Annotated in this window: 24 protein-coding genes; 12 read left to right on the plus strand and 12 right to left on the minus strand. The window is 35.8% G+C overall.

The features are described 5' to 3' along the window. Positions 1-50 precede the first annotated feature (50 nt). The 3 genes from ACNFU2_RS02370 (at position 51) to ACNFU2_RS02380 (ending at position 3,720) form a co-directional block, all read left to right on the plus strand. Entirely contained in the window at positions 51-479 is a 429-nt protein-coding gene (locus tag ACNFU2_RS02370; RefSeq protein ID WP_273647833.1) for a DoxX family protein, read from the plus strand. Between the two features lie 215 nt (positions 480-694). Then, on the plus strand, positions 695-3,097 hold the full coding sequence (locus tag ACNFU2_RS02375) for an alpha/beta hydrolase family protein (protein ID WP_172283247.1): 2,403 nt from the start codon (positions 695-697) through the stop codon (positions 3,095-3,097). 86 nt (positions 3,098-3,183) lie between these two features. After that, positions 3,184-3,720: a hypothetical protein gene (locus ACNFU2_RS02380; protein ID WP_172283245.1), complete on the plus strand. Its 537-nt coding sequence runs from the start codon at positions 3,184-3,186 to the stop codon at positions 3,718-3,720. A gap of 47 nt (positions 3,721-3,767) precedes the next feature. On the opposite strand, the gene ACNFU2_RS02385 is transcribed toward ACNFU2_RS02380, so the two are convergent. Continuing rightward, positions 3,768-4,457, minus strand: a complete 690-nt coding sequence (locus ACNFU2_RS02385; RefSeq protein WP_273647834.1) for an HAD family hydrolase — start codon at positions 4,455-4,457, stop codon at positions 3,768-3,770. Positions 4,458-4,534: 77 nt separating this feature from the next. On the opposite strand from ACNFU2_RS02385, the gene ACNFU2_RS02390 reads away from it, so the two are divergent. Next, entirely contained in the window at positions 4,535-5,104 is a 570-nt protein-coding gene (locus ACNFU2_RS02390; RefSeq protein ID WP_273647835.1) for a Crp/Fnr family transcriptional regulator, read from the plus strand. Positions 5,105-5,131: 27 nt separating this feature from the next. Here the strand turns inward: ACNFU2_RS02390 and ACNFU2_RS02395 are convergent, their stop codons facing one another. The 8 genes from ACNFU2_RS02395 to ACNFU2_RS02430 all read right to left on the minus strand — a co-directional run bounded on the left by ACNFU2_RS02395 (position 5,132) and on the right by ACNFU2_RS02430 (position 14,462). After that, positions 5,132-6,499: an MATE family efflux transporter gene (locus ACNFU2_RS02395; RefSeq protein ID WP_273647836.1), complete on the minus strand. Its 1,368-nt coding sequence runs from the start codon at positions 6,497-6,499 to the stop codon at positions 5,132-5,134. 71 nt (positions 6,500-6,570) lie between these two features. Further along, on the minus strand, positions 6,571-7,755 hold the full coding sequence (locus ACNFU2_RS02400) for a sigma-54-dependent transcriptional regulator (protein ID WP_172283238.1): 1,185 nt from the start codon (positions 7,753-7,755) through the stop codon (positions 6,571-6,573). A gap of 56 nt (positions 7,756-7,811) precedes the next feature. Further along, positions 7,812-8,471 carry a YggS family pyridoxal phosphate-dependent enzyme gene (locus tag ACNFU2_RS02405; RefSeq protein ID WP_418123549.1) on the minus strand — a complete coding sequence of 220 codons (660 nt, stop codon included), beginning with the start codon at positions 8,469-8,471 and terminating at the stop codon, positions 7,812-7,814. A 112-nt stretch (positions 8,472-8,583) separates the two neighbouring features. Then, the gene (locus ACNFU2_RS02410; protein ID WP_273647838.1) at positions 8,584-9,450 is read right to left on the minus strand and encodes a polysaccharide deacetylase family protein; all 867 of its coding nucleotides are present in this window, start codon (positions 9,448-9,450) and stop codon (positions 8,584-8,586) included. A 126-nt stretch (positions 9,451-9,576) separates the two neighbouring features. After that, positions 9,577-10,305 carry a DUF72 domain-containing protein gene (locus tag ACNFU2_RS02415; protein WP_306612047.1) on the minus strand — a complete coding sequence of 243 codons (729 nt, stop codon included), beginning with the start codon at positions 10,303-10,305 and terminating at the stop codon, positions 9,577-9,579. 59 nt (positions 10,306-10,364) lie between these two features. Next, the gene (locus tag ACNFU2_RS02420; protein WP_273647840.1) at positions 10,365-13,229 is read right to left on the minus strand and encodes a heavy metal translocating P-type ATPase; all 2,865 of its coding nucleotides are present in this window, start codon (positions 13,227-13,229) and stop codon (positions 10,365-10,367) included. A gap of 280 nt (positions 13,230-13,509) precedes the next feature. Further along, positions 13,510-14,070, minus strand: coding sequence for a helix-turn-helix domain-containing protein (locus tag ACNFU2_RS02425; protein ID WP_273647841.1), 561 nt, complete (start codon positions 14,068-14,070; stop codon positions 13,510-13,512). Then, the gene (locus ACNFU2_RS02430) at positions 14,067-14,462 is read right to left on the minus strand and encodes an acyl-CoA thioesterase (RefSeq protein WP_172283226.1); all 396 of its coding nucleotides are present in this window, start codon (positions 14,460-14,462) and stop codon (positions 14,067-14,069) included. Before ACNFU2_RS02430 ends, ACNFU2_RS02425 begins: the two co-directional genes overlap by 4 nt. Before the next feature lie 577 nt (positions 14,463-15,039). Here ACNFU2_RS02430 and ACNFU2_RS02435 point away from each other — a divergent pair. Next, on the plus strand, positions 15,040-15,396 hold the full coding sequence (locus tag ACNFU2_RS02435; RefSeq protein WP_172283224.1) for an RNA recognition motif domain-containing protein: 357 nt from the start codon (positions 15,040-15,042) through the stop codon (positions 15,394-15,396). Positions 15,397-15,523: 127 nt separating this feature from the next. Here ACNFU2_RS02435 and ACNFU2_RS02440 read toward each other — a convergent pair whose 3' ends face one another. Next, the gene (locus ACNFU2_RS02440; protein WP_172283222.1) at positions 15,524-15,991 is read right to left on the minus strand and encodes a BlaI/MecI/CopY family transcriptional regulator; all 468 of its coding nucleotides are present in this window, start codon (positions 15,989-15,991) and stop codon (positions 15,524-15,526) included. 8 nt (positions 15,992-15,999) lie between these two features. Next, positions 16,000-16,602: a phosphatase PAP2 family protein gene (locus tag ACNFU2_RS02445; RefSeq protein WP_273647842.1), complete on the minus strand. Its 603-nt coding sequence runs from the start codon at positions 16,600-16,602 to the stop codon at positions 16,000-16,002. A 125-nt stretch (positions 16,603-16,727) separates the two neighbouring features. On the opposite strand from ACNFU2_RS02445, the gene pdhA reads away from it, so the two are divergent. From pdhA to ACNFU2_RS02480, 7 genes are all read left to right on the plus strand, one after another. After that, positions 16,728-17,729, plus strand: coding sequence for a pyruvate dehydrogenase (acetyl-transferring) E1 component subunit alpha (gene pdhA, locus ACNFU2_RS02450; protein WP_172283218.1), 1,002 nt, complete (start codon positions 16,728-16,730; stop codon positions 17,727-17,729). 96 nt (positions 17,730-17,825) lie between these two features. Beyond that, entirely contained in the window at positions 17,826-19,442 is a 1,617-nt protein-coding gene (locus ACNFU2_RS02455; RefSeq protein WP_345988801.1) for a pyruvate dehydrogenase complex dihydrolipoamide acetyltransferase, read from the plus strand. Positions 19,443-19,582: 140 nt separating this feature from the next. After that, positions 19,583-20,251, plus strand: a complete 669-nt coding sequence (locus ACNFU2_RS02460) for an ABC transporter ATP-binding protein (RefSeq protein ID WP_172283214.1) — start codon at positions 19,583-19,585, stop codon at positions 20,249-20,251. A 12-nt stretch (positions 20,252-20,263) separates the two neighbouring features. Beyond that, positions 20,264-20,833, plus strand: a complete 570-nt coding sequence (locus ACNFU2_RS02465; RefSeq protein WP_273647844.1) for a murein L,D-transpeptidase catalytic domain-containing protein — start codon at positions 20,264-20,266, stop codon at positions 20,831-20,833. 37 nt (positions 20,834-20,870) lie between these two features. Beyond that, positions 20,871-21,548 (plus strand): RadC family protein, encoded by a 678-nt coding sequence (radC, locus tag ACNFU2_RS02470; RefSeq protein WP_172283210.1) that lies wholly within the window; start codon positions 20,871-20,873, stop codon positions 21,546-21,548. Next, the gene (locus ACNFU2_RS02475) at positions 21,545-22,465 is read left to right on the plus strand and encodes a hypothetical protein (protein WP_273647846.1); all 921 of its coding nucleotides are present in this window, start codon (positions 21,545-21,547) and stop codon (positions 22,463-22,465) included. Before radC ends, ACNFU2_RS02475 begins: the two co-directional genes overlap by 4 nt. Before the next feature lie 184 nt (positions 22,466-22,649). Then, a complete protein-coding gene (locus ACNFU2_RS02480) occupies positions 22,650-23,480 on the plus strand; it encodes a phytanoyl-CoA dioxygenase family protein (RefSeq protein WP_306612055.1) in 831 nt (276 codons plus the stop codon). Here the strand turns inward: ACNFU2_RS02480 and ACNFU2_RS02485 are convergent. Then, positions 23,475-24,221 (minus strand): FkbM family methyltransferase, encoded by a 747-nt coding sequence (locus ACNFU2_RS02485; protein WP_273647848.1) that lies wholly within the window; start codon positions 24,219-24,221, stop codon positions 23,475-23,477. The two genes, ACNFU2_RS02480 and ACNFU2_RS02485, sit on opposite strands and share 6 nt — an antisense overlap. Positions 24,222-24,257: the final 36 nt, after the last annotated feature.

Here is a 24,257-nt window from a genome sequence, read left to right on the forward strand (position 1 = left end):
TCATCGTTGTATAGAAAGATTTTACTATCTTTAAACTAAATTTTTCATACATGAATTATAGTAACTCAAATTCTAATCCCATATTTAGAGATATTATACTGTTAATTGTGAGAGTTTTTATTGGATTTGCCATGCTTTCACACGGATATCCCAAACTCCAGATGTTATTGGAAGGCGGCAAGATAGATTTTTATGATTTCTTAGGACTTGGTCCGCAGATCTCTTTAATTCTTACCATTATAGCAGAGTTTGTATGCTCAATACTCCTTATTTTAGGATTATTTACCAGAGTAGCTCTGGGTTTCCTTATCTTTACAATGATTATTGCGGGATTTGTAGTTCATGGATCCGATCCATTTGAGAAAAGAGAGCTGGCTTTTATTTACCTCTCTGTTTATCTTCTTTTAATCGCTTATGGAGCCGGAAAGATCTCGGTGGATTACATGATAGAAAAACGAAAAAGGGCATCCGATTGGTAGATGCATACCGATATAAATAAAGAGGGCATACTTGTATGCCCTCTTTTTGTTTTATAAAAGATAAAATTCACGATGTATCTTCACCGTATAATCTCGATTACGTTGTAAAAATTATTAGGTAATTATCGGATTTTACAAGTTGCAGGACAGGCTAAATGATTGTTGTTTACCCTTTATAATAACAAAATTTACTAAATTCGTAAAAAATGTATATAATGAAGATAAAACTAACCGTTTGCCTTCTTGCGTTCCTTAATTTTTATGAAGCGCAGGAAAATGTTACTTATCAAAAGCCGTCTGCTGAAATTCTTAAACTTGCAGACTACGAAAGACCTCCAAGTGTTTTAATGAACAGTAAAAAGGATTGGGTAGTTTTCACTTACCGTCCTACCTATAAAACCCTAGAAGATCTTAGTCAGCAGGAAATGAAATTAGGTGGTCTCAGAATCAATCCTGTGACGAATATTTCTAGTTCAGCAACTTACTCCAATAACCTTAAGGTTAGAAAAATCAATGATAAAAGTGAGGTTCAGGTAAAAGGATTGCCTTCCAATCCTAAAATAACCAATACTTCTTTTTCTCCCGATGAAAAAAAGTTTGCCTTTACTAATACAACAGCAAAAGGAGTAGAGCTTTGGATCGTGGACCTTGAAACGGCAACGGCTAAGAAAGTTACCAATGATAATCTCAACGCCAACCTGGGTAGTCCTTATACGTGGTATAAAGATTCTCAGAATTTACTGATAAAAGTGCTTCCGCAAAACAGACCTGCATTGATAGATTCAAGCAAGGATCTGCCAACAGGACCTATTGTATCTACTGCGGATGGAAAAGTATCCCAAAACAGAACGTATCAGGATCTTCTTAAAAATCCTCAGGATGAAAAAAACTTTGAAATTCTTACCGCTTCAGATATTTATAACGTAGATCTTTCCGGCAACGTAAAAAAAGTGAAAGATCAGGACATGTATGCAGGTCTGAGCTTTTCACCGGATGGGAATTACCTGATGGTTACAACAATCAAAAAGCCTTTCTCGTATATCGTTCCTTTGAACAGATTTCCCATGACAACAACTGTATATGATGCTAAAGGAAGCATGGTGAAAGTCGTAAATGAAGTCCCTTTAAATGAGATTATGCCTAAAGGTTTTGCCTCAGTAAGAACAGGTAAAAGAGATATGGGCTGGAGAAGCGATGCCCCGGCAACACTTGTTTACGCAGAAGCGCTGGATGGAGGTGATCAGGCTAGAACTGCTGAATACAGAGATGAAATCTTCACCTGGGAAGCACCGTTTAACAATGCGGCAAAATCGTTCTTTAAAACGAAGCAGAGATATGAAGGAACGAGCTGGACCAATGATCATTATGCTATCGTTTCTGAAGATTGGTATGATACAAGAAATACTAAGTCATTTTTAGTAGACCTGAACAACGGGGAGTCAAAAGTAATTGATGACAGAAACTATCAGGATGTTTACAGCGATCCCGGAAATTTCAATACCACAAAAAATGAATTCGGAAGAACTGTAATTGATATGAAAGGGGGAAAAGCTTATCTCATCGGAGCAGGATTTACAAAGGACGGACAGCATCCTTTTATCGATGAAATGGATGTGAAAACATTAAAAAAGAAAAGACTTTACACTTCAAACTTAAAAAATGCTAAGGAAGATATTATAGATATCCTTAATCCCGCAAAAGGTGAGGTACTGACTATCCAGCAGTCTGCGAGCCAGTATCCTAATTATTTCAGGAAAAACATCAAATCTAATAAAGCAGAAGCTGTAACTACTTTTGCCAATCCTTTCGAAAGCATCAAAGATGTGTATAAGGAAGTGATTACTTACAAAAGAAATGATGGTGTAACGCTAACGGGAACTCTTTATCTTCCGGCAAACTATGACAGAAAAGCAAAAAAAGAAAAACTTCCCTTGCTGATCTGGGCTTATCCTACAGAATATAAAGATAAAAATACGGCAGGGCAGAATACTCAGAATCCTAACGACTTTACCTTCCCTTATTACGGTTCTTTTGTATACTGGACCACAAAAGGATATGCTGTTCTGGACGATGCTGCATTCCCGATCATAGGGGAAGGAAAAACAGAACCTAATGATACTTTTATTCCGCAATTGGTAGCAAATGCAGAAGCAGCAATTAATGCTGTAGATCAGTTAGGCTATATCGATAAGAAAAAAGTAGCCGTAGGAGGGCATTCCTATGGGGCTTTTATGACCGCTAACCTTTTAACCCATTCTAAATTGTTTGCGTGTGGAATTGCCAGAAGCGGAGCTTATAACAGGACATTAACGCCGTTTGGCTTCCAGAGTGAGCAAAGAAACTACTGGGATGTACCTGAAATTTATAACACAATGTCACCATTTATGAATGCTGATAAAATGAAAACACCATTATTGCTGATCCATGGTGATGCGGATAATAATCCGGGAACATTCACTTTACAGACGGAAAGATATTTCCAGGCACTGAAAAATCTGGGTGCTCCCGTAAAGATGGTTCTTTTACCTAAAGAAGCCCACGGATATGTCGCAAAAGAAAATATTCTTCATTTGCTATGGGAACAAGATCAGTTCCTGGAGAAATGTCTCAAGAAATAAATTGAAAAACTCGTCCAAAGGGACGAGTTTTTTGTTATTTTTAGCTGAAATTTACATATTAAGTTAAAAAGTAAGAAGTAGCACTTATGAAAAAAATATTGTTAGCATTACTTTTATTCATTTTTATTGGAAAAATTTTTGCACAAACTGATAGTCTTGAAACTGGAAAATATTTTTCAGCAAAAAGGCATTTTGAAAAGGAATACATAAAACAAAATTATTTAAACTCTGATGTAAAGGTTGAAAAGGATAGAATAATAATTGATGTTATAAAAGATGATGGCTTTTCAGGAGATTTAGGAAATAGAATTACCTTAATTTTTGGACATAAATTATTTAGTCCATTAGAATTAGACAATGAGAATGCAGTTCAAATATTTAGTAATAATGAACTTGTATTGTTGAATCCGAATCCGCAGACAAAAAGATTTAAGTTTTGGATAATTCCCAAAAATAGGGTTGGGCATAAAAATTCATTTGAATATATGCTGCAAGGAAGAGCTAATCCTTCGGAATACTATTTTGAACTTCAAAATATGAATGCTGATGAAAAGACAAGCTTTGAAGAATTTATTAAAGGTTCAAAACTTACCTATTTAGCATATGGGGGAATTATCATATAATTATATTCGTTGTCCACTTATTCAGGAAGGATAAAATCAATTGATCATTACAAATATTTCAAAACCCCACTGATATCATCAAGTTCAATAAATCTTTCATGTTTCAGCTGATGTTCATGTTGCTCGTGAGCCCAGGTGATATGGAAAGGGATATGAGCTGCATAGCCTTCTATCTCAAGAACAGGTAAAATATCTGATTTTATGGAATTTCCCAACATAAGAAAATGTTCAGGTTTGCAATCCAGATGCTTCAATAGCTTTTGATAATCACTATTTTTCTTATCACTCATAATTTCTATGTGATGAAAATATTTTTCGAGCCCGGATTTTTTAAGCTTACGTTCCTGATCAAGCAAGTCTCCTTTTGTAGCCATAACCAACCTGTATTTTCCTTTTAGTTGTTCTAAAGTCTCTGTTACACCTTCAAGAAGTTCTATAGGCTGCTGAAGTAAATTATGCCCCAATTCAATTGCTTTATTGACCAGTTGGAGTGAAGCTGTTCCGCTTGAGACTCTGCAGATGGTTTCCACCATAGAGAGCATAAAACCTTTGACCCCATAACCGTAAAGGTGAAGATTCTGCATTTCGGTTTTAAATAATTCCTGGGAAACGGAGTGGTGTGGAAGGTAGTCTTCCAGTAAAGCACAAAATTCCTTTTCCGTTTCCTGAAAATACGGCTCGTTTATCCAGAGCGTATCGTCTGCATCAAATGCTATTGTTGTTATATGATTTTTCATTTTACTTTTGTACATTTCTGAAGGCAAAAATCAGAATAAAAAATACATCAGAAAAGGACATTTGTCCCGGACCCTATATGTTACGAACGAACGAAGCATTTTTAAAGTATTTAGAGCAGCTATACGTAAATCAGGAGCGTAAAGAAGATATTGTTATAAAATCATTTTCAAAGGGGCAGAAAATATTTACCCAGAACGAAGCGGCGTCGAAAGTAATGCTTATTCGTGAAGGAATTACAAAATGCTATTTTGTAGAGGAAAATGAAAAGGAATATATTATGGAGTTTCTGGGAAAAGGTGAAATTATAGGTGAAATAGAGTTTATTAAAAATATTAATTGCCTTTGCTCCATCGAAGCTATGACCAATGTTTCTGTATACGCTATTTCCATCCCTTATTTGAGATCGGTGATTAAAAATGACCTTACGTTGAATAACCTTTTGCTGGATGTATTTGCTGAACGTATTGTAAATACATCGACAAGGGCGTCTTACCAGCAGCTGTACACCACTGAACATAATCTGGCAAAGCTTCTGAAGCTACAGTCCAAACAGGAGATTGAAATTTCAAAAGAAGATATGGCTGCTTATTTAGGAGTGACCATAAGAAGCCTAAACAGGGCGTTGAAAAGTCTGAATAATAAGTAAAAAAGCGGTCTGACAAGACCGCTTTTTTTATATGGATGCATTCTGCCTGATTTTCTTTGCAGACATATTTAAAAAACGTTTGACCAGGAAGATCGCAGAAATGGTTAATCCCAATCCTAAAGCAATCCACATTCCGAATGCTCCCATATTTAGGGTAACACACAATAAGTAGCCCAATGGAACGGTAATCACCCAGTATGCTATAAAAGTGTAAATAGAAGGGATTTTCACATCCTGTATTCCTCTAAGCATCCCCAATGCTGTAACCTGAATTCCATCAGATAACTGGAATAATGCTGCGATAATCATTAGTTTTGAGGCCAGTGTTATCACTTCAACTTCTTCTTTTTTGGTGAAGAATGTTGGGAGAATATTTCTACCCAGAATAAATACAATTCCACAGATGCACATAAAGATAAAGGCAATTTTTAAATTATTAAGCCCAACTTTTCTCAGCTCTACATAATTTTGTTCACCCATCTTCCTTCCGATCATTACGGTAGAGGCTACACTGAATCCTACACATAAATTAAAGGTAAACGAGGCCATGCTTAATGCAATCTGGTGAGAGGCAATATCGTGAGCTGAAATCAATCCACAGATGAAAGCGGCTCCCGCGAAGGCAGTTACTTCAAAGAACATTTGCAAAGCTGTTGGTAGTCCTAATTTTACCATTTTATCGAACATACTTCTGGAGAACACATGGATCTTTAATGAAAAATCTTTGATATAGCGTCTTGTTCTTTCTTCTTTTAACAAAACGAAGTAAAGAAAAACCACCATAAAAATCCGGGCGATCAAACTGGCCAAAGCAGATCCTTTTACTCCCATCGGAGGTAATCCGAAAAGGCCCTTGATAAAAACGTAATTTAAAACAATATTAATAACGTTTGCAATAATGGTTGCTTTGGTCACACCAATCGTGTAGGATAGCCCTTCAGAAACCTCTCTCAAGGTCTGAAACGCCATAAAGGGGATCATACTGATCGCCATAATTCCCAAAAAATGAACTGTATCAGGAACGATCTTCGCAGGCTGTCCCGAATGATAGAGTAGAGGTAATCCCAGTAACAGGACTGCCATTAAAATGATTCCTACAGTCATATTGATCACAAATCCATGGCTGAATACGGAATTAATTCTTTCATGGTCGTGTCTTGAATGTGCTTCCGAAACAAGGGGAGGGATCGCAAAAGAGAATCCCAGTGCCAGTACAAATGTCGAGAAAAATACGGCATTTCCTAGAGAAACGGAAGCTAAAGCATCTGCGCCTAATAGTTTTCCGACAATAATATTGTCGAATAAGTTAACAGATACTTGCCCTACCTGCGTTAGCATTACGGGTAGCGCCAAAGTAAGGCATTCTTTGGTATAGTTTTTATTTAAAAAGCTCATAGTTTTAACAAAAAAAAATTTGCAGTGTTACTACTGCAAATTTTTTATAATTTATTTAGTTTATAATTAAATTATTTTCTTACAAAATTTGCAACATCCTCCTTGGAAACTGTGCTTCCACCTAGAATAATTAATCTTTCCACAACATTTCTTAATTCTCTGATATTTCCAGTCCATGAAAGGGCTTTAAGCGCTTCAATCGCTTCATCATCAAATTTTTTCACGGCTGTACCATGTTCATCCGAAATCATTCCTGAGAAATGTTCTACCAATAATTTGATATCTTCTTTTCTTTCATCCAACGGAGGTACATAGATTTCAATTACAGATAACCTGTGGTAAAGGTCTTCTCTGAATTTCCCCTCTTCAATTTCTTTCTGCATATTTTTATTCGTGGCAGCAAGAACCCTTACATCAACTTTTATTTCTTTGTCGCTTCCTACAGGAGAAACTTTGCTTTCCTGAAGTGCTCTTAAAACCTTTGCCTGTGCAATAAGGCTCATATCTCCGATTTCATCCAAGAAGATAGTACCTCCTGTTGCCTGTTCGAATTTTCCCTGCTTATCTTTGATAGCTCCGGTAAAAGAACCCTTTACGTGTCCGAAAAGTTCGGATTCGATCAGTTCTGATGGGATCGCCGCACAGTTTACTTCGATCATAGGTCCCTTTGCCCGTTCACTTTGATTGTGAATAGCATGCGCTACCAGCTCTTTACCTGCACCGTTAGGCCCGGTAATAAGAACTCTTGCATCAGAAACAGCTACTTTTTCGATCATATCCTGAATCTTCTGTAATGCAGGAGATTCACCGATCATTTGGTATTTTTTGTTGACTTTTCTTTTAAGTGTTTTATTTTCACTCTGTAGCGTCTTATTTTCCTTTTTCAGGGTTTCTTTCGCTAAGGCATTTTTAACACTGGTGATCAGTCTGTTGATATCGATAGGCTTAGAAATGAAATCATATGCTCCATCCTTTAAGCAAGAAACAGCAGAATCAATATCTGCATGCCCTGAGATCATAATAAAAGTAGTTTCGGGTTTTAACACCAAAGTCTGCTTCAAAAGCTCTGTTCCTGAAAGTTTTGGCATCTTTATATCGGAAATCACTAATGCGAAATCTTCTTTTTCCAGGTGTTTGTAACCCTCTAAACCATCTTCGGCTACTACAAATTCATAATTGGTAAGTTCATCAGACAGAATACTGTGCAGTACTCCTGAGATTGCTTTTTCGTCTTCTACTATAAGGATTTTTTGCATAGTTGCAAATTTAGATTTTTTGATTGAATTATTAGCAAAAACTATACCTAAATACTTTATTTAGAATAATCTCTTCGCCCGAAAATTGCAGAGCCAACCCGTACGGAATTTGCCCCGCATTCAATGGCAATAGGGAAATCATCACTCATTCCCATTGATAAGGTATCCAGTTTTTTTAATTGATTTAATTCATCAAAAACTTTTTTTAAGGTTAAAAATTCCTTTTTTACCTGTTGCTGATCGTCAGTGAATGTAGCCATCCCCATAAGTCCGGTAATGTGAATATTAGCAAATTCACCATTGATGTATCTTTGGAAGAGCTCTCTGGCTTCCGATATTTCAAGACCGAATTTACTGTCTTCAGCAGCGATTTTTACCTGCAGAAGAACCTTAATTTTTCGGTTATGTTTTCCTGCTTCTTTATTGATCTCTAGCAATACTTTTTCAGAATCCACACTCTGGATCGTGTCGATAAATTCAGCAATATATTTTACCTTATTCGTTTGCAGATGCCCGATAAGGTGCCATTGAATATCTTTCGGAAGCAGAGGATATTTCTCCATAAGCTCCTGGACTTTATTTTCACCGAAAACTTTCTGTCCCAGGTCATAAGCCTCCTGAATAGCTGAAACAGGATGGGTTTTTGAAACGGCTACCAATTGAACTCCTTCGGAAAGCTGTCCCTTTATATTGTTGTAATTTTCTTTAATATTCATAATTGCAAATTTCTGAATTCTTATAGCAAAAAGCTAATGATTTTATAAAATTTTAAATAGGTCTGAGTTACTTTTTTGCCATGAAATTTCAGAATGAGCCTTGTTTCATGTTTTAATTTAAAACTTCATTGATTTTAGGATAAGCGGAAATCTTTCTGAATACAAAGCGATTGGTCTTCTGTAGTTTTTCAATAAACAGATCGAGCTCATTAATTGAATCGGTATCCGAAAGATACTGATCATGGGTAAGGAACACCAAATGTCTTGATGTTTTTTCAAGGTCATTAAAAAAGATGCTGTCTACTTTTTTCAACATGGCTTCGTGACTTCCTTTAAGGACCATTCTGTTTGTGGGCTTCCATTCCAGATCCCAGCCGATTACTTTATATCCTGCCTTTTTTAAATGATCGGCTGCCAGCGAAGAACTTTTAATATCCGTAACATTGATGTTGTTGAGCCTCCAGATATTTCTGCCCGGAGTTCTGGCGATTTTATTGTGCAGTGTAAGACTGTCCTTTGCTCTGTCAAAATCATGAACAACTGCTTCCGGATTTTTATAAAAACTGGAATATTTGTTGTGGGCATGCGAAAAGCTGTGATTAGCCAGTTCAATCAATGGGTCTGCTTTCAGCAGTTCCATATCATTCTTTTGTCTGTTGCTGTCATAGCTGTGTTTTCCCACTATAAATGCAGTAGCACATACATTTCTTTTGCGTAAAACTTTCAGAAGGTTTTCGGTCCCGCGATTAGGACCATCATCAAAAGTAAGATAAATAACTCTTTTGTCTGTCGGGGTTTCGTCATCCTCCAATTCGGTGACTATTTTTGCGACGGGATGGTCTTTGGAAATCATCTTTTCAGAATCTTTCGCGTCTTTTTTCTCATTACAGCTGTTGAATAAAACTGAAGTTGCACTCACCAATGCAAACATCCCAAGAAAAGTCAGGTTTCGCGACTTTTCCGCAAAAAGGTTTTTCATAAAAAAATTGGAGATTAAATGTTAATTATCGTTAAAATTTACAAATAGATGTTAACAATATGCATGCCAATTTTTACAAAAAAATAAGTTTTAATAATATTTTAATCTATTAATTGTAAAGGGTTTTCAAGATAATATCTTTTTCAGATACAGCCCGTTTTTTATCGCGGCAGTTCCCCAGGTGTTATTGAAAAATATAAACGCTTTCTTTTGTGATTTTTTTATTTTTTCGGTTAAATGATTGAGAAATTCGTGAGTGTACTCAGATTTGTAGAGAATAGGCTTTCCATGAAGTCTATAATAAATGATTTCAGGATGATTACTCATTAAGTCTTCCGGAAGGTTTCCGGGAAAACTGACACCGGAAAAAATAATGTTTTTTTGCTTTAAAGCCTTTAAGACTTCATCAGTCCACCATGAAATATGTCTAAATTCCATTACATTTATGAAATCAAAGTCCGGATGTGTTAGTACCAAATCAAGGTTTTCGGGAGTATTTTTGAAAGAAGGGGGAAACTGATATAAAAATCCGGATAGCTTATTTTTTAATTCCTCATGGATGTGACGGCAAAAGATTTCGATCTCGTCCTTACAATCTTTCATTCTTTTTTCGTGGGAAATCGTTTTGGGGATTTTAATAAAAAACCTGAATTCTTCAGGAGTTTCATCAAACCATTTTACAAGAGTTTTCAGAGTCGGTTTTCTATAAAAGGTAGAATTAATTTCCACAGCATTGAATTCTTGAGAATAGAGCGTAAGGAAATTTTTCGCAGATGCATCTTGTGGATATAGAGAGCCTTTCCAATCATTATTATAGAATCCTGAGCAACCGATATGATACATTTCTTTTTTCATGGTTTTATAAAGTTCCTCCGGATTTGATCTATAAACCTGGAATCCGGAGGAAAATTTGATTATTTAACGTCGAGATCGACAGCGTTTAATCTTAATGAATTAAGAATCACCGATAAAGAGCTGAAACTCATGGCTGCGGCTGCAATCATCGGAGATAACAGAATTCCAAAAAAAGGATACAATAATCCTGCCGCAATAGGAACTCCTAATACATTATAGATAAAAGCAAAAAAGAGGTTTTCCTTAATATTCTTCAATAGTTTTTCACTCAGAAGCTTAGCTTTGGCTACACCTATGATATCTCCTTTTAATAAAGTAATCTCTGCACTCTCAATAGCGACATCCGTCCCTGTTCCCATAGCAATTCCGATGTCGGATTGTGCCAAAGCAGGAGAGTCGTTGATTCCATCACCTGTCATTGCGACAATTTTTCCTTCTTTCTGAAGTTTTTTAACTTCATTTAATTTATCTTCAGGTAAGCAATTGGCTTTGTAGTGTATGATACCCAGCTCATCCGCTACAGCTTTAGCTGTATGTTCATTATCGCCGGTCATCATCACGATATCCAGACCTTCTTTCATTAAGAGCTCAACGGCCTTTTTAGAACTTTCTTTGATTTTATCCCTAAAGCTTATGAACCCTAAAACATTATGATCCTCGGCAATATATGAAATCGTATGCGCTTTGGACTGAACTTCAATTGCCTTCTGTTTTAAACTATCAGGAATGGCAATCTGATGAGAGGTCAGGAGATTTTCGTTTCCAACATACACCGTTTTTCCATCGATGATTCCTTTTACCCCTTTTCCGGATATGTTTTCAAACTTTTCCACCTTCGCGGAAGAGATTTTTTGATCCTTAGCTTTTTTAATGACTGCGTTAGACAGAGGGTGTTCTGAATTCTGATTCAATGAATAGGCTAATTTTAAAATCTGATCCTGATTTCCGTTATCCACTGTTTCAATGTGTTCTACAGATGGTTTCCCTTCGGTAAGAGTTCCTGTTTTGTCCGTAATAAGAACATTTACTTTGTTCATTTGTTCCAGAGCTTCGGCATTTTTAATCAGGATGCCGTTTTTAGCCCCTTTTCCGATTCCAACCATCAAAGACATTGGAGTAGCAAGACCTAATGCACAAGGACAGGCCACAATAAGTACAGCTACAGCATTGACGAAAGCAAACAAACTTCTTTTACCTTCGGGCCCGAAGAATTGCCATCCAACAAATGTTAAAGCGGCAATAAGGATAACCGTCGGTACAAAGATTTTTGAAACTTTATCGGTTAATTTTTGAATAGGTGCTTTACTACGACTTGCTTCATTCACCATTTTGATGATCTGGGACAATAGGGTTTCATCACCAACTTTTTCAGCTTTCATAATAAAAACCTGATTCCCGTTGATTGTTCCTGATGAGACCTTATCATCCATATTTTTTTCTACAGGAATCGGTTCTCCGGTGATCATACTTTCATCAACAATAGAGTTGCCTTCCGTTATTTTTCCGTCTACCGGTATCTTTTCTCCGGGCTTTACCTTTAAAAAATCACCGATCTTTACTTGAGAAAGAAGAACCCTTTTTTCTTCTCCATTTACGATCAGGTTGGCTTCATCCGGTGAAAGATTCATCAGCTCCCTGATTGCATTTCCAGTTTTTTTATGAGCAGCGGCTTCCATGAGTTGTCCCAGGATAACCAGCGTAAGAATGACACAGACCGCCTCAAAATAAAGCGGGATCTCATGATTGTGACCGCGGATTTCATGTGGGATGATATCCGGAAAAAGAAGAGAGACAATACTGAAAATAAATGCTGCAGAAACTCCCAGGGCAATCAGACTGAACATGTTCAGATTCCATGTTTTAAATGAAACCCAGCCTCTTTTCATTAAAAACCACCCAGAATAGAAAAGCACAGGAAGTGTTAAAGCCAGCTCAATAAAACCCTGAATCTGATGAGAGAACGGGAAATTAATCAGCATACCTCCCATAGAAAGAATAAATACGGGAACGGTAAATAGCAATGAAATAATGAATTTCCTTTTTAATATATTATAGGTTTCATCATCTTCTTCCCCTCCAGTATCAGGCATTCTTACGAGATCCATTCCGCATATGGGACAGCTTCCAGGCTCGTCCTGTATAATTTCAGGATGCATAGGGCAGGTATATTTTGCGGTCTTTTTCTCAGGATATTTTACAAGATCCATCCCACAGACAGGACACCCTACGTTGCTGTCATAAGTTTTGTCTCCTTCGCAATACATCGGGCAATAGTATCTTCCAGCCATATCATCCGTAACTTTAGGAGCTTCATGATGATGGTGGGTTTGTGAATGAGAATGAGAATGAGAATGTTGATGGGTATGTTCTGATGATGAATTATTAACAAGCTCTTGTGTAATTTCTTCCAGGTGCATATGACAAACCGGACAGTCGCCTTTTTCATCATATATTTTATCTCCTTCACAAAACATCGGACAATAATATTTTCCAATATGGTCTTTGAAGTTTTCCGGCAAATGTTTGGAAGAATAGGCCGGTTTGTAATTAGGGTCCTTAGCCTGCTTTTCTTCAATAGGAACAAGGTACATATGACAAACCGGGCATCGTTCTCCCTGTTTGAAGTATACTTTATCTCCCTCGCATTCCATAGGACAATAGTAAACTGAAGATGGAGAAACACGATCCTGAGGTTTAATGAAAGCTTTTTCCGGCTGCGTCTGATCTTCCAGCTGATAATAGCCAATCTCGGCTAAAGCCTTGTTTAGCGTATTAAGGTTAATTGCAGTATCTGAGATAATAGTTGCAAGATTATTTTCCAGACTGATATCTGCTGTAATACCCTCGATTGAATTTAGCTTTTCAGAGATTTTTTTCTGACAACCGGAACAGCTCATTCCGAGTATTTTATATTGTTGTTCCATGATCTTAAATTATGATACAAAATTCCGTAAAGGAAAATAATGTATGTTATAAATTTAAGGATAATAGTTATAGAATTTGGGAAATCGGGTATTTGGATGTTTGAGAGTCGGAGGGTGTTAGGGTATTGAATAATGGAGTAATATTGAGTTATTTGGGATTTTATTATCTTGTAGTACTTAAGCATTTATCTGCTTAAAGGCTATTTTATCATCTCCAATTATATGCTTAAACCGTCAAACAAATAAGCTCTAATTAATCCCATACTCTCTGATACTTCATTCAAAAACTGTCAAGCGGTTTTCTGTTATGGACTTTCAGTTTTTTAAACTCAGTAGGGGTGAATCCTGTGCTGTTTCTGAATTGTGAGGATAAATGCTGTACACTTTTATAACCAAGCTTTCCTGCAATTTCCGTTAAGGTAAATTCGTTATACAAAAGAAGCTCCTTTACCTTCTCTATCTTTTGAAGGATGAAAAACTGCTCCAAAGTAATATTCTCATTTTGGGAAAAGGTTTTTGAAAGGGAACTGTAATCCTTATGTATTTTTGAAGCCAGAAATTCTGATAATAAAAAGTCTTCATCAATATCAAGTTCGCTGATTTTGGTAATAATGAGATTTTTGATTTTCTCAACAAGTTGATGGGAGGAATCCTTTATTCTTTCAAAACCTGTTTTTTCCAATTCTGTTTCAATGAAACGCATATCATGATCTGAAATATCTGATTCCGTTTCCACTTCCCCAAGTTGTATGGATTGTATTCCGATCCCAAAATCATTAAAAATAGAAGAAACGGCAGAAATGCACCTGCCGCAGACCATATTTTTGATGAAAATTTTCATAGCTGGTTATTTAATCGGTCCTTTACGAATTCAACCTGTGTTTTACCATGAGGAAGAGGATTTCCGTCTTCACCTAGATTGACCATTACAATTTTATCTACCGTGATAATGGTTTGATGCGTCATTTTATTTCGTACCTCGCATCGCAATGTAATAGAACTCGAACCGAATGCTGTTACTTCAATCCCGATTTCAACAATATCTCCCTGTTTGGCAGAACTAACGAAGTTGATTTCCGAAATGAACTTCGTAACTACTTTTGTGTTTTCTAACTGAATGATAGCATAGAGAGCAGCTTCTTCATCGATCCATTGTAATAACCTGCCTCCAAAAAGTGAATGATTAGGATTCAGATCTTCGGGTTTTACCCATTTTCTAGTGTGATAGTTCATACCTTAATAATTTGCCCCACAAATTTAGCGCTAAAAACTGGCTTAATCAAACGAATAGGATTTAGTTATCAAAAGAGAAATATTTATTTTCTCGATCAGAAAATTTCATCATTTCGCAATATCAAACTCATCATATCATCTTTTTTCATTTTTTATTATTTCCGTTTTATTTAATCATTTGATATATAGTATTTTAAAAATATGTAGTTGTGTTTATTAAAAAATATTCAATGATAAGCTTAAATAGATGTGGTTTTAATTTAAATTTTAGTAATTTAATAGTATTTGTTGCTATATAAGTGTCATTTTACTATAAGATCTAGTGTTAAAAAATATTTAATTTTCCCAAATATTGCTTATGATATTATTGATATACATATATAAAATATTGTTTTACGATAATTTTTGTAAATAGATCAAATGTGGGTGATAAAATACTTGTAAAAACGCTTTGATTTGAAATTTTAAATTGTATCTTGCGAACGTTTATATTTGGAATCAATATTTGTTCATTTAATATATGTTGCTTTTCTTTTATATACCAAATTTTTATTAATTATTATAATTTTATTTAACAATGAACATTTTTGTTTCAAACATCAATTACTCAACTAAAGAGTACGAATTACAAGATTTATTCGCAGAATTTGGAGAAGTATCTTCTGCTAAAATCATTACAGACAAGGAAACTGGACGTTCCAGAGGTTTTGGTTTCATAGAAATGGGAGAAGAAGAAGGAAAGCAAGCTATTGAAGCATTAAACGCAAAAGAATTTAACGGAAAAACACTTAACGTTTCAGAAGCTAAACCAAGAGAGGAGAAGCCAAGAAGAAGTTTCGATAACAACAGAAGTGGTGGTTATGGAAACAACAGAGGCGGTGGATACGGCGGTGGTAACAACCGTGGTGGAAACGGCGGCGGAAATCGTTGGTAAAAAATATAAGCGGCTTTTAAGCCGCTTTTTTTATGTCTTTTTATTTCGTGTTCCTTGTTAATTAATCAATATAAATAAATTTATACGATACTGTTTTACTTATTTATAAATATGCCTTCTTCGGGGGCTAATCTTTTTTCTTCTTTTTCTTTTTATCCCTGTTTTTCTTATCCTTTTTGGGATTAAGGATCTCATTGGCAATCTCCAGCTTCGGTATTTTGGTTTTTACCGGTTTTATTTCAATTTTAAGATCGAAATACTCTTTTAAATCATCCTGTGATATTAATTTTTCATTCAATAGGAATTGTAAGATCTCTTTTCCCGAATCATGAAAGAAGTTATGCGAAAGTTCTTTTAATAAAAACTTTTTATAATGTTCATAGGGTATGGTGACTGAATATTTAAAAATCCTGCCTTCTTTCTGTGTAGAAAGATATCCCTTTTCAACAAGGATCTTTAGGTAAGTGGATACAGTATTCTGGTGTGGTTTTGGTTCCGGATGCTGCTCCATAACATCTTTCAGGTAGAATGAATCGAGCTTCCAAAATAGCTTCATTAAGTTTTCTTCTGCAGTTGTAAGATGATTTATTTTCATAAGATATTCTAATGTTGAAAGTGTATACTGCAATAAAGATAAAGAAAAGAAATTAAAAATGCTATTGCTGCACCCATAAATACTTCTTTTATAGTATGCCTCTTTAATATTACTCTTGTAATTCCCACAAGAACAGCTATTCCCAGCCATAAAAGTCCCATTTTCCAACTAATGGCATAAAATAAGCCGGCGACAAAAACATTGAAGGCCGTATGCATAGAGCTTTTAATAAAAAAATTACTTATCTGTAAGGAAAAAAGGAGAATAAGGATAAAAAGCATTAGAAAATCCAGTGAGCCATATTTGATATAGTGAAAAAGTAAATAGGCAATCACAGCAATTGCAGCAAAAATATAAAATGTCTTCCTCTGAACCCTGTTTGAAACATCCATATTGGTATATCGTCCGGTCTTTACATTCCAGATCAGCCAGATAATAATAGGAATTATAATGATAAGTAAAATAGGAAGAAAGTAAGTAACTGAGTCTTTAAGGGAATATTCATGAACACTTTTATAAACAAAGAATAAAAATAAAGATACCAGCGGACTGAAAAATTCTGAGATAATTCTGGAGATTTTATGCAATGCGGATGTTTGTTTTTCTTCCATGTTTAAATTAAAAACTCAAATATAACATTATAAGTAAAAAAACAATTGGTATGTATACAATAAAAACAAAGTTTTTTTTATAATTTTGCTCAACTATTTCATAATAAATAAGCAAGAGCTAGCACATGAAAGAATTTTCTAAAGAGGTATACCTTAAGTGGTATGAAGATATGACAATGTGGAGAAGGTTTGAAGACAAATGCCGTTCTCTTTATCTAAAACAAAAAATCAGAGGTTTTTTACATTTGTATAACGGTCAGGAAGCTATTCCAGCCGGATTTACCCATGCAATGGATTTAACCAAAGATAGTATGATTACTGCTTACAGATGTCATATTCATCCAATGGCAATGGGAGTAGACCCTAAAAGAATTATGGCGGAACTTTGCGGAAAGGCTACAGGTACATCCGGAGGTATGGGTGGATCTATGCATATTTTTAGTAAGGAACACCGTTTTTACGGAGGTCACGGTATTGTAGGAGGACAAATTCCTTTGGGAGCTGGTATTGCTTTCGCTGATAAGTATTTTGACAGAAAAGCTGTAAATATCTGTTTCTTTGGAGATGGAGCAGCAAGACAGGGATCATTACATGAGACATTTAACATGGCAATGAACTGGAAGCTTCCGGTAGTATTTGTGGTAGAAAACAACCAGTATGCGATGGGAACTTCTGTAAAAAGAACTGCCAACCATGAAGATATCTACAAATTAGGATTAGGATATGAAATGCCTTGTCTTGCAGTAGATGCAATGGATCCTGAAAAAGTGGCTGAGGCAGCTTATGAAGCTATAGAAAGAGCAAGAAGAGGAGATGGGCCTACATTCATTGAAGCAAGAACATACCGTTACAGAGGTCACTCGATGTCGGATGCTGAGCCGTACAGATCCAAGGAAGAAGTATCTATCCATAAAAAAGATGATCCAATCGAATTGGTAAAAGAAAGAATCCTTGCGAATAACTGGGCTACAGAAGCAGAATTGGAAACTATTGAAAATAAATCCAGAGATTTTGTTGACGAATGTGTGGAATTTATGGAAAATTCCCCATATCCAACCGCGGAAAAAATCTATGAGTATGTATATGCACAGGAAGATTTCCCATTCGTAGATAAACTGGAAAACTAAACATAATAGGAGATCATATGATGATGACCGGGAGTTATTATCATATCCCTTTCATTATCAAATTATCAAATTAATTCATTATCATATTAAAAAATTATGGCAGAAGTAATTACAATGCCTCGTCTTTCCGACACAATGACGGAGGGGAAAGTGGCGAAATGGCATAAAAAAGTTGGAGATAAAGTAAAAGAAGGAGATATTTTAGCTGAAATTGAAACAGATAAAGCTGTTCAGGATTTCGAATCTGAGATAGAAGGAACCCTTTTGTACGTAGGTGTAGAAGAAGGCGGTGCTGCAGCTGTAGATTCTGTTCTTGCAATCATTGGTAATGAAGGTGAAGATATATCCTCATTAAAAGGAGGAAGCGCTCCGGCAGCGGGAGGATCTGAAGAGAAAAAATCCGAAGAAGAGGTTAAAACCGAAAATAAAGAAACGAGTGTAGAACAAGCTTCTTCTGAAGTTCCTGCAGGAGTGGAAGTGATTACAATGCCAAGACTTTCTGATACAATGACAGAAGGAAAGGTAGCGAAATGGCATAAAAACGTAGGAGATACCGTAAAAGAAGGAGATCTTCTTGCGGAGATCGAAACTGACAAGGCTGTTCAGGATTTTGAATCTGAATTCAACGGGGTATTATTAAAGCAAGGTGTCGAAGAAAACGGAGCAGCTCCGGTAGATTCGGTATTGGCAATTATAGGACCTGCGGGAACAGATGTTTCAGGAGTAGGTGCTGCAAAATCATCGGGTGCTGTTTCAGAAAAACCAGCTGAACAAAAATCCGAAGTGAAGGCAGAAGATAAACCAGCTGCTCAGGCGGTGAGTTCATCATCTACGGATAGAATTGCTATTTCTCCTTTGGCTAAGAAAATTGCTCAGGAAAAAGGCGTGGATATCCATGGTGTACAAGGTTCCGGAGAAAACGGAAGAATTGTAAAAAAAGATATAGAAAATTATCAGCCTTCTCAGGCTAAGCCCGCAGCATCTGCTCCGACGGCAAGTCCTGCAGCTCAGGTTGCTTTAAATTTTGTTCAGGGAGAAGATACGGAAACTCCAAACTCTCAGGTAAGAAGCATAATTGCAAAACGTCTTGCAGAAAGTAAGTTCTCTGCACCTCACTATTACCTGATGGTAGAGATCAATATGGATAAAGCAATTGAGGCAAGAAAAGAAATCAATTCCTTACCAGACACGAAGATCTCTTTCAATGATATGATCATTAAAGCAACAGCTGTTGCGTTAAGAAAACATCCGCAGGTAAATTCAAGCTGGGCAGGTGATAAGATCATTCACAGAGGAAACATCAATATCGGAGTAGCCGTTGCGATTCCTGATGGCTTGGTAGTTCCTGTTCTTAAAAATACAGACCAGATGAACTACAATCAGATTTCTGCGGCTGTGAAAGATATGGCTTCAAGAGCTAAATCTAAAGGCTTAAAAGCAAATGAAATGGAGGGTTCTACATTCTCTATCTCTAACCTTGGAATGTTCGGAATTGAAACATTTACAAGTATTATCAACCAACCCAACTCTGCAATCCTTTCTGTTGGAGCAATCATTGAAAAACCGATTGTTAAAAACGGAGAAATTGTAGTTGGAAACATTATGAAGCTATCTTTAGCATGTGACCACAGAGTAGTAGATGGTGCTACAGGAGCTCAATTCTTACAGACTTTAAAAACATATCTGGAAAGTCCTTTGACTTTGTTACTGTAACAAATCCGGATGATATAGATAAAAACCTCTCGTTACGAGAGGTTTTTTGTTTGTAGATCTTGTAATTCAATAGAATTTCAATCATTAAAAAATTAATGTAAGATCATTAGAGTTTTATTTATATTCACTATTTTTGAAACATGATTATAGCAAGAAATATCCATAAATCTTATGGAAATTTAGAAGTGTTAAAAGGGGTTGATATTCATATCAAAACCGGGGAAGTAATTTCTATTGTGGGAGAGTCCGGAGCCGGAAAATCTACTCTATTACAGATTTTGGGAACATTGGATTCACCTACTAATTCAAAACTTTACGACACCGAAATTACATTGGCTGGCGAGTCATTTATCAATATGACAGATAAGCAGCTTTCTAAATTCAGAAACCAGAATATTGGTTTCGTATTTCAGTTCCATCAGTTGCTTCCTGAATTCACAGCACTGGAAAATGTTTTGTTACCTACCAAAATTGCAGGAGCAAATGAAAAAGAAGCGCTGGAAAAAGCTTATGCGCTATTTGAAGATCTAAGAATTGAACAGAGATTGCATCATAAGCCGAACCAGTTATCTGGTGGAGAAGCACAAAGGGTAGCGGTAGCAAGGGCACTTATCAATTCTCCCAAAACTATTTTTGCTGATGAACCAACGGGGAATCTTGATTCAAAAAATGCGGATGATCTGCATCGTTTATTTTTTGATCTTAGGGATAAATACAATCAGACCTTTGTCATTGTAACCCATAATCCCAATCTTGCGGAGATTACAGACCGTAAGCTGGTGATGAAAGATGGAATGATTATAGAATAGTTTGCTTCAATCATGCAAAAAAGGATGTTCTTTTTTCTGGTATTATTTATTTTTGTGGGCTTTAAGTCACAGATCAACTCTAATTTGCCGGAAGCAAAGATCATCGAAATTAAAAGATTCTTAGCCGGGAAAAGTTATAATCAAGACCTCGCTATATTCATTAATTATAAAATCCACTCCGGTAAATACCGTTATTTTGTTTACGACCTGAAAAATAATACAATACTTCAGCAGGCTATTGTTTCTCATGGAAGTGGTTCCGTTAATAAAAACACGGACGTCCTTAGCTTTAGTAATACTGAAGGCTCTTTTCAGTCTTCCTTGGGGAAATTTGAAATCAAAGAAAGTTATATAGGGAAGTTCGGGAAATCTTACCGGTTAAACGGTCTTGATTCAAGCAATAATAATGCAATGGGCAGAGCTATTGTTATTCATTCATACGGATGCATACCGGATAAAGAATCACAAACGCCTGCTTGTCTGAGCCTTGGCTGTCCGATGTTATCGTCTGGTGCTTTTCAACAAACCGCCCGCTTTATTGATTCATCTAAACTACCGGTAATATTGTATGCTTTTTATTAAAAATTCGTACTTTGTACTTTTAATTTAAACTTCAATTATGTCCATTAAATTTCTTGCTGAGGATGACAGGCCACGGGAAAAATTTTTACGAAAAGGTAAAGATTCACTTTCCGATTCTGAATTATTGGCCATTGTAATGGGAAGTGGAAATAAAGATGAATCTGCCCTGGAATTAGCCAGAAAGATTTTATCATCTGTTAATAATAACTGGAATGAACTCAGTTTGCTATCCGTTAAAGAGCTTATGAAGTTTAAAGGGATAGGTGAAGTAAAAGCACTGTCAATTGCTACCTCTCTTGAAATAGGACGCAGACGTGCCCGGCAGGAAATCTCAGACAAGCCGGTTATTTCGAATAGTAATGATGCTTATGTCATTTTTAAAAATCATTTATCGGATTTAAGGACTGAAGAATTCTGGGCACTGTTCCTTAACCAAAGTAACAAAGTTACCCAGATTTCACAGCTGACACAGGGGGGGATCAGTCAATCTATCGTTGATGTACGGGTTCTTTTCAAAACTGCGCTGGATAATTTTTCTACAGGTGTAATTATAGCACATAATCATCCTTCCGGAAGTTTAAAACCCAGCCGTGAAGATCTCACCATAACCCAAAAGATAAAGGAAGCGGGAAGGTTTTTAAGCATCCAGCTTTTGGACCATTTAATAATAACCCAGAATGCATATTTTAGTTTCTCAGACGAAGGATTATTATGATTAAGAGAGTACGATACCCTGAAATTGATTTTAAAAAATATACCCAATGCCTGGAAGGCTCTGAACAAAGGAAATATTCAGCTTCTAAAACTTTTTTAGATATCACGTCCCTGGATAAATGGGAATTGCTTGTTTACAATGATTATGAAGCAGTAATGCCGGTTCCGTACGTAAAAAAATACGGAATAAAAATTGTTCACAATCCTATGCTTTGTCAGCAGCTAGGCGTTTTTTCAAAGAAAGATGATGTTTCAATCAACCAGGCGTTTTTGGAATTTTTACAGGAAAACTATCTGATAAGAATTTACCAGTTCAATGATTGTAATCAGTTTCAATCTACAATACCATTGAGAAAAAATTTCCTTATTCTACCTGATGCATACGAAAGGGTATATGCCAAATATTCACCTAAAAGGAAAAGGAAGTTAAGGCTTGACGAAAACGTACTGGAGAATTCCCTGATTAAAAATGTAAGCTTTGAAGAGGCCCGAAGTTTTATTTCGGCCAATATGCTTGGACTTGATAAAGAAGGTGATCTTAACGGCTTTTTAAGGATTTTTGAAGTATTTTATAAGCTGGGTAAAATTAAATTTTCAGCTTTTTATTTTAAAGATCAGATCATTAATATAATTGCGCTTTATGAAGATTTAGGTACTGTTGCCTTACTTGGAACATTTAACGATAAAGAACATGTAAAAATTTCTGGCGCATCCGTTCTCATCGATCATGCAATCAGGAATCATATTGAAAGTAAAATATTTGATTTTGAAGGAGGAGAGCTACCTAATATTGAAGAGTTTTTCAGAGGATTCCGTCCGGAATTAAGACCTTATGGGGTTCTGCAGAGTTCTGTGAAATCTTTGGCTGAGAATTTAGTGAGATTAATTATTAAAGGAAAATTCTCAACATTAAAATAGATGACAAGACCTGTATCTCATTTAGATTCGTTCTAAATATTATTTGTACCTTTATGAGGTTATTTTAACAACCTATTTAGCGATGTTCAAGCAGATCCGAAATTACAAATTACCTTACGTTATTTATAATTTTTTCAATAAGAATAAATTAAAACATAATATTCCGCTTTATAAAAAGTATGGTGTGAAAAAGAACTACTTTTCAAGTATTTCAAGTAAAGATTTTTCGCATCTTCCTGCAAGCAAAAGAGAAGTGCATCAGGAAAAGATGATGAATACGGATTTTTATAAAAGCCTATCGGAAGAAAATAAGGAAAGTGCATCCAGTTATAATGATAATGGATATCTGATCTTAAAAAATTACCTTAATTCTTCAACGGTGGACCAGATCAATGCTGAAATCGAAAAATTAATGAATGACGGGACTTTGAAATTCCGTTACGGCGGTAAGCTGATGTTTGCTATCCATCATTCGGAAATTATCAGAAGTATTGGTAATGATAAGGAGTTTCTCGATTTTCTATCGGTGTTACTGGACGGGCAGGCCAAACTTTTCCAGAGTATCAATTTTATTAACGGGAGCCAGCAAAAAACACATTCGGATAGTATCCACATGACTACCTATCCTCTGGGAGGATTATTGGGCGTATGGATCGCTTTGGAAGATGTAGACGAAAATAACGGAGCATTGCACTATATTCCGGGAAGCCATCAATTACCTTATTTCCTGAATTCTGATTATGATAATGAAGGAAGTGTCTTTAAAATCGGTAAAAAAAGTTATAAGGCTTATGAAGAGTTTTTAGAAAATAAAGTTCAGGAGCTGGGATTAAAGAAAGAGGTTTTTCGAGCTAAAAAGGGAGATCTTTTAATATGGCATGCGAACATTCTCCATGGAGGGGAACCACACCTGGATAAAAGCAGAACCCGCAAAAGTCTTGTTTATCATTATTTTGATGAAAACAGTGTTTGCTATCATGAAGTGACCCAACGTCCCGCACTTTTTGAATTATAAACCGACTGGTTTGCATGCAAAAAACACATCTTTACTCTGGTTTTTTATGGTAAATTGATATGGACTCAGATCTCTGTTTAACGTAATGGAATCATAAGGCGGGTGAGTTTCAATTACTATATTCTCTACATTTTGAAGCCATGAATTATTTTTGCTGAGTAGTTCAGCTTCCGCTCCTTCAATATCGATTTTAAGAAGATCAATATTTTGGATACCATTATTTTTCATGATGCTTACAATAGATAAAGCGTCCGTAAGAATACCGGTTTCAGATATTTTTTGATTGTAAGAAAGTTCATCTCCACCAAAGTGTAAAGTATCATCTTCAAAATAGGCTGCTGCATGTAAACAAATAATATTCTTAAATGACTGCGTATTAGCTTTTAGCAGTTCAAAATTATCCCGGGAAGCTTCTACTGCATAAATTTTAGCATTTGGATATTTCAGAGACAGGTAAATGGAGGTCATTCCGATGTGAGCACCAAGATCAACTATAATCTCAGGGCTTTTGTTTAAGAATTTAAGATGATCGGTATAGGTTTCTTTCCAGAATATTTCGTAGAAAATATCAATATCACCTTTAAAGGTCCTCAAATACAGGCTGAATTCTTTTTTATTCTTCTTAAAATTATATACAAAGGTCTCATTGTTATTAAAATTGAGATCGTTCTTTCTGAATTTGGAACTGTACCTTTTTGAATTCACAATAATTGTAAAAAAGGTCTTCAGAGTACCGCTCATATTTTTATTGAAAATTACCTTTGAAATGTAGTTTTT

It is taken from the genome of Chryseobacterium sp. PTM-20240506 (genome assembly GCF_048296755.1).
Taxonomy (GTDB): Bacteria; Bacteroidota; Bacteroidia; order Flavobacteriales; family Weeksellaceae; genus Chryseobacterium; species Chryseobacterium proteolyticum.